The organism is Salinibaculum sp. SYNS191 (assembly GCF_037338445.1).
In the GTDB taxonomy this organism is placed as follows: domain Archaea; phylum Halobacteriota; class Halobacteria; order Halobacteriales; family Haloarculaceae; genus Salinibaculum; species Salinibaculum marinum.
The window spans coordinates 406,844-417,518 of record NZ_CP147838.1; the positions used below are offsets into that span (position 1 = coordinate 406,844).

A 10,675-nucleotide genomic window follows, 5' to 3' on the forward strand; every position below is an offset into this window, starting at 1 on the left:
CCGGAACGATGAGTCTCGAAGACCATGCCGAGGAACTCGCCTCCGACCTCGGCGTCGACAAAGAGGAGGTCAAAGAAGACCTGGAGAACCTCGTCTCCTACAGCGTGCCGATGGACGAGGCCAAGCAAAGCCTGCGGCGCAAGTACGGCGACGGCAGCGACGGCGGCGGGGGTGCCGAACCGTCGACCAAGTCCATCGCCGACATCTCGACTGCCGACAGCAACGTCTCGGTGACGGCCGTCGTCCTCACCTGCGGGCAGCGCTCGATTCGCTACCAGGGCGAGGACCAGGTCATCTTCGAGGGTGAACTGGCAGACGAGACCGGGAAACTCTCCTACACCGCCTGGGAGGACGTCGGCCTGGAGGCCGGCCAGACGCTCCGACTGAGCAACGCCGGCGTCCGCGAGTGGGAGGGCGAACCCGAACTCAACATCGGCGGGAGCACGACCGTCTCCCTCGTCGACGACACGCTCGACGTGGCCTACGAGGTCGGCGGCGACGAGACACTCGCCGACCTCGAACCCGGCGACCGCGGCGTCAACGTCGAGGTGACGGTCCTGGAACGCGAGGAGAAGACCATCGACGGCCGCGACGGCGAGACGGAGATTCTCAGCGGCGTCCTCGCGGACGAGACGGCCCGCCTGCCCTTCACCGACTGGGAGCCCCGGCCAGAACTGACCGAGGGAGCCTCCGTGCGAATCGAGGACGTATTCATCCGGGAGTTCCGTGGCGTCCCCTCCGTCAACGTCTCCGAGTTCTCGGAGGTGACGCCACTGGACCGCGACGTGGAGCCACAGGAGACCGCACCACGGCTGTCCATCGGCGAGGCCGTCGACTCCGGCGGCCTGTTCGACGTGGAACTGGTCGGCAACGCCATCGCGCTGCGGGACGGCTCCGGCCTCATCGAGCGCTGCCCGGAGTGTGGCCGGGTCATCCAGAACGGCCAGTGTCGCAGCCACGGCGACGTCGACGGCCAGGACGACCTGCGGACGAAAATCATCCTCGACGACGGCACCGGGACAGTGACCGCTGTCCTCGACGAAGGGCTGACCGAGCAGGTCTACGGCGGCGACATCGAGGACGCGAAGGAGCACGCCCGCGAGGAGATGGACAAGGAAGTCGTGGCCGACGCGATTCGCGAGCACGTCGTCGGACGCGAGTTCACGGTCCGCGGGTCGCTCAGCGTCGACGAGTACGGCGCGAACCTGGAGGTCGAGTCGTTCGCCGAGAGCGACGACGACCCGGCGGCACGCGCCGCCGACCTCCTCGCGGAGGTGTCCCAATGAGCGAAAGCGAGGACGGCGGCGCGGGCCAGCGGGAGGTCGCCTACCGGCTGTTCGCCGCCGAGTTCGACGACGCCGACTTCTCCTACTCCGAGAGCGACGAGGAGCGCGCGCCGAACTACGTCGTCACGCCGACCGGAGCGCGCGTCAATCGGCTGTTCGTGGTCGGCGTCCTCACGGAGGTCGAGCAGGTCGGCGACGAGGTGCTCCGCGCACGCGTCGTGGACCCGACCGGCGCGTTCGTCCTCTACGCCGGCCAGTACCAGCCCGACGAGATGGCGTTCCTCGACCGTGCGGAGACTCCCTCCTTCGTCGCGGTGACGGGGAAAGCGCGCACGTTCCAGCCGGAAGACTCCGACGCGGTGTACACCTCCATCCGGCCGGAGAGCATCAGCACCGTCGACGCGGCCACGCGGGACCGCTGGACCGTCCAGACCGCAGAGCAGACGCTCACCCGCATCGAGCACGTGGCGACGGCCCTGTCGCTCGACGCCTCCGGCGACGTGCTGACGGAGACGCTGCTGGACCACGGCGTCGACGAGGGGCTGGCTGCCGGCATCCCGCTCGCTATCGACCACTACGGAACGACGCCGGCCTACCTCTCGGCGCTCCGGGAGACCGCGCTCGACGCCGCACGCGTCGTCAGCGGCGACATCGACGAGGTGGAGTCGTTCAGCGTCGCCCCGGACGACGAGGGACCCGCCGACCTCACCGCACTGGCGGACTCGTCCGTCGAAGTGTCGGCAGGTGGGCTGGGGACGGAGCCATCGGAGCCAGAACCGACCGAATCCGCGACGGCCGAGGAGCCGAGCCCCGACGAATCGACCGTCGAGACGGCGGAGCCGGCCGAAGCCAGCGAGGACGAGGCAGAATCCGAAACAGAACCCTCGACAGAACCGGTCGAACAGAGCGAGGCTGCGAGCGCGCCCGAAGAACCAGTCGGGACGGATACAGAGTCGACCGAGGAACCCGAGACGGAGTCTGCGGCGGCAGAGACAGCCGCTCCTCCCGAGGAGAGCGAAGCATCCGAAGCTGCGACGACGTCGGAGGAAGATGCCACAGCGACAGAACCCGCAGCTGGAGAATCCGAAGACGACGACCTCGGGGACTTCGAACCCGGCGAGTTCGAACTCGACGAGGACGAACGCGAGGAGATAGAGGAGGAGTTCGGGACCGAGTTCCAGACTGGGACCGACGTCCCCGAACCCGGCGAGGCCGACATCGAGACGCCCGACCCGGAAGAACTGGCCGAACAGGAGGCCGCTGACGGAGACGGAGCAGAGACCGACGCAGCGCCCGCTGGCGGAACAACCGCGGTGGAGACAGAAGACGCGGAAACGTCGGAGGTCGGCGCTGAGACCGCGGAAGCCGAGTCGGAGCTCGAGGTTTCCGAGACGGAGTCCGAAGACGGCGAGACGGAGGCCGAAGACGGCGAGACGGAGTCCGAGGCTGTCGAGCCGGCGGAGTCAACGGAGCCCGCAGAGGCCGAACCGGCCGAGGACGTTGACATCGACGACGCCGTCGTCGAGGTGATGGAGGAACTGGACGACGGCACCGGGGCTGAGCGGGCCGCAGTCGTCGACACTGTCGTCGAGCGCTACGCCGCGACGCCGGACGAAGTCGAGGACGCCATCCAGGACGCGCTCATGAGCGGCCAGTGCTACGAGCCGGACGACGAGACGCTGAAGTCCATCTGATGGGCGTCGAACCGGTCCCCGGCGAACCGGCGGCGGTGGCCGACTGCGACGGCGAGCGCGTGCTGGTCGTCGCCGACTACCACGCCGGAATCGAGAGCGGACTCCAGCGCGAGGGCGTCGAACTCGACAGCCGCGCCGACCAGCGCCGCGACAGCGTGCTCTCGCTGCTCGACCGGACCGACGCAGAGAGCTTGCTCGTCCTGGGGGACCTGGGACACGCCATCGGCGACCCCTGGTCGGTCGAGCGCGAGGAAATCGAGGCGTTCCTGTCGGCAGTCACCGAGCGAGTACCCGTCACACTCGTCAAGGGCAACCACGACGGCGCTATCGAGGACGTCGCCGACGCTTTCGAGCGCGTCTCGCTCACCCCCGGTCACGGCACTCGCCGCGGGACGGTCGGGTTCGCACACGGCCACACCTGGCCGAGTCCGGACGTACTCTCGGCGGACGTCCTCTGTATCGGGCACGAGCACCCAGTCGTCAAACTGGAAGACGAAGTCGGTGGCGGTCGCATCGAGCGGGTCTGGCTCCGCAGCGACGTCTCCGCCGAACCGTTCCGGGAGTTCCACAGTGTCGACCTTCGGACGCCCGACGAACTCGTCGTCTTCCCGGCGTTCAACGACCTCTCGGGGGGGACCTGGGTGAACGTCGCGGGGCAGGACTTCCTCTCGCCGTTCCTGCCCGACGCGCTGGTCGACGGGGAGGCCTACCTGCTCGACGGAACACGGCTCGGACGGTACGACGCCATTTAACCCGAACGTTCAAGTACGAGAGCCAGGCCAGCGAGGCCCGTGTCATAACGAGCTATCGCGGAGCGGTCAGCGGGAGTGTGGACAGCCGCTTCGCGTCGCAGCGTCCACCTGTTAGCCACTGACACCCACTGTCCGACGGGCTTAATCGGCTCAGCGACTAACGACCGGTGATGACTGACGCCGGGGCCGCCGAGGGTCCAGCGGCCTTCGCCGCGCTCGGGAGCAGCGTTCGGGACGCCCTCTCCGAGCGCGGATTCGAGACGCCGACAGCGCCACAGCGTGCGGCCATTCCGCCGCTGGCCGACGGCGACGACGCGCTCGTCGTCGCACCGACCGGGAGCGGCAAGACCGAGACGGCGATGCTCCCCATCTTCGACGCGCTGGCCGACGAAGATCGCTTCGGCATCGGCGCGCTCTACGTTACGCCGCTCCGTGCCCTCAACCGGGACATGCGCGAGCGTCTGGAGTGGTGGAGCGACACGCTCGGGCTGGACGTGGACGTCCGCCACGGCGACACCTCCGACTACCAGCGCCAGAAGCAGGCCAACGACCCTCCGGACGTGCTCGTCACGACGCCGGAGACGCTCCAGGCGATGCTCACGGGCAAGAAGCTTCGCCGGGCGCTGGAGGACGTGGACCACGTCGTCGTCGACGAAGTGCACGAACTCGCCACGTCCAAGCGCGGGGCGCAACTCACTGTGGGCCTGGAGCGAGTGCGCGAACTCGCTGGCCCCTTCCAGCGCGTCGGCCTCTCCGCGACAGTCGGGGACCCGGAAGAGGTCGGGCGTTTCCTGACTGGCGACCGTGGCTGTACCATCGTGGAGGTCGACGCCGGCAGTGCCATCGACATCGACGTGAGGGCACCGGAGATTACGGACAGCGACGAGGCGCTGGGGACGGAACTGGTCACGGACGCCGAGATCGCCAGTCACGTCCGTGCAATCGACGAACTCGTCGCGGAGAACGAGTCGACGCTCGTCTTCGTCAACACCCGCCAGACGGCGGAGGCACTGGGCTCACGGCTGAAGGAACTGGGCACCGACATCGGAATCCATCACGGCTCCCTCTCGCGGGACGCTCGCATCGACGTCGAGACGGCGTTCAAGCAGGGCGACCTCGACGGACTGCTGTGCACCTCGTCGATGGAACTCGGCATCGACGTGGGGCACGTCGACCACGTCGTCCAGTACAACAGCCCCCGGCAGGTCTGTCGACTGCTCCAGCGCGTCGGGCGAGCGGGCCACCGCCGCGACACCGTCTCGTCGGGGACCATCGTCACCAGCCACCCCGACGACGTGGTGGAGTCGCTGGCAATCATGCGCCAGGCAGAGGCCGGCGACGTGGAGTCGGCCGACATCCACTACGGGAGTCTCGACACGGTCGCCAACCAGATTGCCGGACTGGTGATGGACTTCGGGGAAATCGGTGCGATGAAGGCCTACAGCATCGTCACACGCGCGTACCCGTTCGCGGACCTCTCGAAGCACGACTTCAAGCAGGTCGTGCGGGAACTGGCCGGAAACAGCGTTGTCTGGCTGAACGAGGAGGAGGACCGCCTGGAGAAGCGCCGCGGGACCTGGCAGTACTTCTACCAGAACCTCTCGATGATTCCCGACGAGGCCACCTACGATGTCGAGGACGTCGCCAGCGGCAAACAGGTCGGGACGCTGGACGAACGGTTCGTCGTCAACTTCGCCCAGCCGGGCGAGATATTCATCCAGCGCGGCGAGATGTGGCGCATCACCGAAGTCGACGAGGAGGAGGAGACAGTCACAGTCTCCCCCATCGAGGACCCCGCGGGCGAGGTGCCGTCGTGGACCGGCCAGGAGATTCCGGTGCCCGAACAGGTCGCACAGGAGGTCGGCGAACTCCGGACAGTCGCGACACAGCAACTCCGCGGGGGTGCCGACGCCGACGCGGTCGCCCGTGACCTCCGCCGGCGCTACGATGCCGATGCGGGGACCATAGCCGGCGGGCTCGAACCGCTGTCCGACCACGCGGAGACGGACGCACCGATTCCATCCGACGACGCGATTCTCGTCGAGTTCACGTCCGGCACAATCGTGGTCAACGCCTGCTTCGGGCACAAGGTCAACGAGACGCTCGCCAGACTCCTCTCGGCGCTACTCGGCCAACAGAGCGGCTCCTCGGTCGGGATGGAGGTCGACCCCTACCGCATCGAACTGGACGTGCCCCGCGGCGTGACCGCGGGCGACGTGGTCAGACTGCTGGAGGAGACCGACCCCGCCCACGTGGGCCACCTCATCGAACTCAGCCTCAAGAACGCCGACGCGCTGAAGTTCAAGGTCGCACAGGTGGCGACGAAGTTCGGCGCGCTGAAGCGCTGGCGCGGGTCCAGTCAGTCCCGCTTCGGCAAGAGCCGCCTGCTGGCGGCGCTGGAGGACACCCCAATCTACGACGAGGCAATCCGGGAAATTCGCCACGAGGAACTCGCCGTCGACCGCGCGGGTGAGGTCCTCGCCGGCGTCCAGTCCGGCGACATCAGCGTCGAGACGGTCGGCGAACTCACGCCTATCGGTACCGGCGGTCGTGGCTCGGGCCAGGAACTGCTCACGCCGGAAAACGCCGACGCGAGCGTCATTCAGACCGTCAAGGAGCGCATCCAGAACGACCGGGTCATCCTGCTGTGCCTGCACTGCCAGGACTGGAAGCGCACCCAGCAGGTCGGCCGCGTCCGCGACCAGCCCGAGTGTCCCGAGTGCGGGTCGACCCAGATAGCCGCGCTGAACCCCTGGGACGAGGAGACCGTCGCCGCGGTCAGGGCACCGGAGAAGGACGACGAGGAGGAGAAACTGACCCAGCGGGCCTACCGCGCGGCGAGTCTCGTCCAGAGCCACGGCAAGCGGGCGGTCGTGGCGCTGGCTGCCCGCGGCGTCGGCCCGCACAACGCCGCACGCATCATCAACAAACTCCGTGAGGACGAGGAGGACTTCTACCGGGACATCCTCGCACGCGAGCGCGAGTACGCCCGGACGCGGTCGTTCTGGGAGTGAACGGCCCCCAGGCTCTTGGGGCTGCTCCCCCAGAATGGTGTATGGCAGCACAACCCCGCTCGCAGTCGACGCTGACGGACCGGCTCCCGCTCGTCTCGGGTGCAGTCGCCGGCGTAGTCACGTTCCTGCTCGGCTACGCGCTCACCTTCCTCCTGAAAGCCGGCGAAGTGTCGGAGTTGCTCACCCGGTCGCTCGGTGACACCGGCGGGAGCGGCCTCTCGCTCCCCGGCGACTGGCAGGTCGTCGGCTGGTTCTTCTTCCAGATGCACAACGTCGGGACCCGGACGCAGATATCGGCCGGCGGCCAGTCCCAGACGGGAACGACGACCGGCAGCGTCGAGACCTGGATGCTCCTGATTCCAATCGTCCTGCTCTTTCTCGCCGGATTCGCCGTGGCCCGTCGCGCGAACGTCCGGGAGACCATCGCGGGGGCGCAGGCTGGCGCGGTCGTCCTCGTCGGATACGTCGTCCTCGCCGTCGCGTTCGCGTTCCTGACGACCTGGACCGCAGGAGCGAGCGGGTTCGGAGCGGACGTCACGATATCGATTGGCCCCCCGCTGGTCACGGGCATTCTCACCGCCGGGATTCTCTATCCGCTGGTCCTCGGGGCGCTCGGCGGAGCCTTCGCCGCGTCGACTGCCGGGTAACCTCTGGCTCGTCCTATCTTTATTGTCTGCCTCGCCGCCCGACTAGGCATGTCACACGTCCCGCTGCTGGAGATGGACGAGATTCCGGAGGAGTACCACTACCTGTTCACCGACGACTACCTCGGCGACCGCCACATCTTCCGCGCCTGGGCGCACAACCCGGAGGTGCTGGAGGCAACGCTCGAGTACCTCAACACGCTCTACAGCCAGGTGACCGCGCGGGAGAAGGAACTCATCATCCTGAAAGTCGCCCACACGAAGGACAGCGAGTACGAGTGGCACCAGCACGTCGACATCGCCCGCGACAAGGGCGTCGCCGTCGCCGACATGCAGGCCATCGGCAGGGAGGACTACGACCACTTCGACCACGAGGAGGCCTCGCTGCTGCGGTACGCCGAGGCGATGGTCCACGGCGGCGTCACCGAGGAGATGTACGACCACCTGCACCGCCACTACGACCACGGCCAGATAGTCGCCATCGGACTCATCGTCGGCTTCTACACCGGCCTGTGCAACTACATCGCGGCCACCGACCTGCCCTTGGAGGGCGGGGAATTCATCGGCTGGGTGCCGGACCCGGACGAGGTGACCGCGACGTTCGACTGACTCAGTAGTCGCTACCGTCTGCGGAGGATTCAGCGAGCGTGTCGAGTTTCGAGCGCGCGTAGCGGTTCCCCAGGTAGCCGATACCGAGCAACAGCAGGGCAGGGATAGTGACGAAAAACTGCATGACGAGACCGCTGACGACCACGTCGGCCGCCGTCCCATCAGTTCCCGAGCCGAGCCACAGCGAGAGGAGTTCGTTGGTCACGAGCGCCGACGGCATCACCAGCATCGCGAGCGCAATCGCGTACAGGCCGTCGCCGACGATGTCGCTCGGGAGCGGCTTGCGCCCGAGCCACCAGACCACGAGGACGAACAGCCCCAGCGTGGGCAGACCGCTCAGCGACGACAGGAACCCCCCGAACAGCACCGACAGCGCGCTCCCGACGGCCACGATGACGAAGAGACCGACGCCGATGGCGACGGGCAGGCGCATCCACAGCGGAGCGGAGAAGGTCCCGTCGGGGACGCCCTCCGGGTCTGGCACGTCGGTCCCCAGCATCGAGACGAGGCGGCCGGCGACGCCCTCCACCCGGTGGCGGTCCGCTGAACGGTCCGCGGACCCACCGACCGACGACCCGGTGTCGAACTCGTAGGACCGGGCGGTATCGGACCCGGCAGGGCGGTCGCTCCCGAACTCGTCGTCCCCGAGAATCGCGTCCGCCGTCGAATCGGGGTCCGTCGTGTCGACGTCGCCCGGGAGGTCCGTGTAGCAGTGCATACAGTAGTAGGCCGTCGGCGAAATTTTCTCGCCGCACTCCGGACACCGGGGGTCCGCCGCCTCGCGCCACGACATGACAGCACGTTCACGCTACGCCCATATAGTTCCGGAGGGACTGAGAAACCCCTAAGACCCGGGGAGCCGAGCCACTACGCGATGCGACTGGAGGACTACTGGGGAATCGGGCCGAAGACCCGGGACCTGCTGGCCGACGAACTCGGAGTGGAGGCCGCCATCGGGGCCGTCGAATCCGGGGACGTTCGCACGCTGACCGACGCCGGCATCCCGCGGGGGCGCGCCACGCGCATCCTCCGGCACGCCCACGGCGGCGAGGCGATGGACCTGCTGGCCACCCGCGACGCCCGCGACGTCTACAAACAGACGCTCGACATCATCGGCGAGTTCGCCGTCACCGAGGCCGCTGGCGACCGGATTCGTATTCTCACACCGCTGCCCGACCGGGACGCGATGGACGAGCGACTCGACGAGGTGGAGGCCGCCCGGGACACCTGGGACGGCCTGGACGAGTCCGAGCGGGAGGCGGTCCTCGGGGCCTTCGACGCCTACGACAGCGTCGGGTCGGGCGACCGGTCGGCCGTCAGAACAGCGCTTCGCCTGCTGGAGGAGGGGTTCGAGGAGGGCGTCTTCGCCCCGCTCGTGGACCTCGACGCGGGGACACTCGAAGACGCGACGTCGGCACTCGCCGGACTGGAGGGCGGGAGCGACCGCATCGGCGACGGGGCCGACAGCCAGCTCGACGCGCTCCGTGACCAGCTCGGCAGCGTCGAGGACATGTCGGCCACGCCGGGCGACGTGCTCGAAACCGTCCAGTCCGGCGCGCGCGGGACCGACGAACTCCGGGACTCCTTCGCCCGCCACGTGGCCGACGAGAGCGGCGTCGAGGTGGGACGCGTCCGGGAGGCGATGCCGACGGAGGCGGCGGACGCGGCGGGGTTCGTCGGGGAGACGCTGCGGACTCTCGCCGGCGACCTCAGGACCGCGGTCGAACAGCGTGAATCGGAGGTCCGCGAGCGACTTGAGGGCGTTCTGGAAGCGGCCAGCGAGGACGTCGACGCGGCGGTGAACACGGTGGACGACATCGCGCTGGCGCTGTCGCTGGCCCGCTTCGCCGAGGCCTTCGACCTCGTGCGACCCTCCTTCGTCGACCGCGAGGTGACCGGCGTCGTCAGCGCCCGGAACCTCTTTCTGGAGGACGCGGGCGAGGCGGTCCAGCCGGTCACCTACGCCGTCGGCGACCACGACCTGGCGGTCCCCGGCGCGGCGGCCCCGCCCACCGGCGACCGGGTAGCGGTCCTGACGGGCGCGAACAGCGGCGGGAAGACGACGCTGCTGGAGACGCTCTGTCAGGTCCAGTTGCTCGCGCAGATGGGGCTGCCGGTCCCGGCCAGCGACGCCGAGATGGGCGTCGTCGACACCATCGTCTTCCACCGCCGCCACGCGAGTTTCAACGCGGGCGTCCTGGAATCGACGCTGCGGTCGGTCGTCCCGCCGGTCACCAGCGGCGGCCGCACGCTGATGCTCGTCGACGAGTTCGAGGCCATCACGGAACCCGGCAGCGCCGCGGACCTGCTGCACGGGCTGGTGACACTGACCGTCCAGCGTGCGGCGCTTGGCGTGTTCGTCACCCATCTCGCCGACGACCTGGAGCCGTTGCCCGACGAGGCCCGCGTCGACGGCATCTTCGCGGAGGGGCTGACGACGGACCTCGAACTGGAGGTGGACTACCAGCCGCGTTTCGAGACGGTCGGGCGCTCGACGCCGGAGTTCATCGTCTCCCGGCTGGTCGCAGGCGCGGCCGACCACAGCGAGCGCGCGGGCTACGAGACGCTGGCCGAGTCGGTCGGCGAGAGCGCCGTCCAGCGCACGCTCGCCGACGCGCGGTGGTCCGGGTAGCCAGACCGCGCGGTGACAGAAGGGTACCTTTCACGTACGTGGGG

The 10,675-nt window shown here is 68.6% G+C and carries 8 protein-coding genes; 7 read left to right on the forward strand and 1 reads right to left on the reverse strand.

Annotated features, from left to right (window positions below; all coding sequences use genetic code 11):
- The first annotated feature begins 8 nt into the window (after positions 1-8).
- The 6 genes from WDJ57_RS02265 to WDJ57_RS02290 all read left to right on the forward strand — a co-directional run bounded on the left by WDJ57_RS02265 (position 9) and on the right by WDJ57_RS02290 (position 7,999).
- Positions 9-1,286, forward strand: a complete 1,278-nt coding sequence (locus WDJ57_RS02265; protein ID WP_338903517.1) for a Single-stranded DNA binding protein — start codon at positions 9-11, stop codon at positions 1,284-1,286.
- Positions 1,283-2,980: a hypothetical protein gene (locus WDJ57_RS02270; protein WP_338903519.1), complete on the forward strand. Its 1,698-nt coding sequence runs from the start codon at positions 1,283-1,285 to the stop codon at positions 2,978-2,980. Before WDJ57_RS02265 ends, WDJ57_RS02270 begins: the two co-directional genes overlap by 4 nt.
- Positions 2,980-3,732, forward strand: a complete 753-nt coding sequence (locus tag WDJ57_RS02275) for a metallophosphoesterase (protein WP_338903521.1) — start codon at positions 2,980-2,982, stop codon at positions 3,730-3,732. Before WDJ57_RS02270 ends, WDJ57_RS02275 begins: the two co-directional genes overlap by 1 nt.
- Positions 3,733-3,902: 170 nt before the next feature.
- Entirely contained in the window at positions 3,903-6,746 is a 2,844-nt protein-coding gene (locus tag WDJ57_RS02280; RefSeq protein WP_338903523.1) for a DEAD/DEAH box helicase, read from the forward strand.
- Between the two features lie 41 nt (positions 6,747-6,787).
- The gene (locus WDJ57_RS02285; RefSeq protein ID WP_338903526.1) at positions 6,788-7,393 is read left to right on the forward strand and encodes a hypothetical protein; all 606 of its coding nucleotides are present in this window, start codon (positions 6,788-6,790) and stop codon (positions 7,391-7,393) included.
- Positions 7,394-7,441: 48 nt separating this feature from the next.
- Complete coding sequence (locus WDJ57_RS02290; RefSeq protein WP_338903528.1) at positions 7,442-7,999, forward strand: carboxymuconolactone decarboxylase family protein; 558 nt, start codon at positions 7,442-7,444, stop codon at positions 7,997-7,999.
- 1 nt (position 8,000) lies between these two features.
- Here the strand turns inward: WDJ57_RS02290 and WDJ57_RS02295 are convergent, their stop codons facing one another.
- Positions 8,001-8,792 (reverse strand): zinc ribbon domain-containing protein, encoded by a 792-nt coding sequence (locus tag WDJ57_RS02295; RefSeq protein ID WP_338903529.1) that lies wholly within the window; start codon positions 8,790-8,792, stop codon positions 8,001-8,003.
- Positions 8,793-8,873: 81 nt separating this feature from the next.
- Here WDJ57_RS02295 and WDJ57_RS02300 point away from each other — a divergent pair, with 81 nt between their 5' ends.
- Positions 8,874-10,631: a MutS-related protein gene (locus WDJ57_RS02300; RefSeq protein ID WP_338903530.1), complete on the forward strand. Its 1,758-nt coding sequence runs from the start codon at positions 8,874-8,876 to the stop codon at positions 10,629-10,631.
- The last annotated feature ends 44 nt before the right edge of the window (positions 10,632-10,675 follow it).

Coding starts and splice junctions, on each gene's coding strand:
- WDJ57_RS02300 (WP_338903530.1), top strand. CDS start 8,874: ATGCGACTGGAGGACTACTGGGGAATCGGGCCGAAGACCCGGGACCTG.
- WDJ57_RS02285 (WP_338903526.1), top strand. CDS start 6,788: ATGGCAGCACAACCCCGCTCGCAGTCGACGCTGACGGACCGGCTCCCG.
- WDJ57_RS02280 (WP_338903523.1), top strand. CDS start 3,903: ATGACTGACGCCGGGGCCGCCGAGGGTCCAGCGGCCTTCGCCGCGCTC.
- WDJ57_RS02295 (WP_338903529.1), bottom strand. CDS start 8,792: ATGTCGTGGCGCGAGGCGGCGGACCCCCGGTGTCCGGAGTGCGGCGAG.
- WDJ57_RS02275 (WP_338903521.1), top strand. CDS start 2,980: ATGGGCGTCGAACCGGTCCCCGGCGAACCGGCGGCGGTGGCCGACTGC.
- WDJ57_RS02265 (WP_338903517.1), top strand. CDS start 9: ATGAGTCTCGAAGACCATGCCGAGGAACTCGCCTCCGACCTCGGCGTC.
- WDJ57_RS02290 (WP_338903528.1), top strand. CDS start 7,442: ATGTCACACGTCCCGCTGCTGGAGATGGACGAGATTCCGGAGGAGTAC.
- WDJ57_RS02270 (WP_338903519.1), top strand. CDS start 1,283: ATGAGCGAAAGCGAGGACGGCGGCGCGGGCCAGCGGGAGGTCGCCTAC.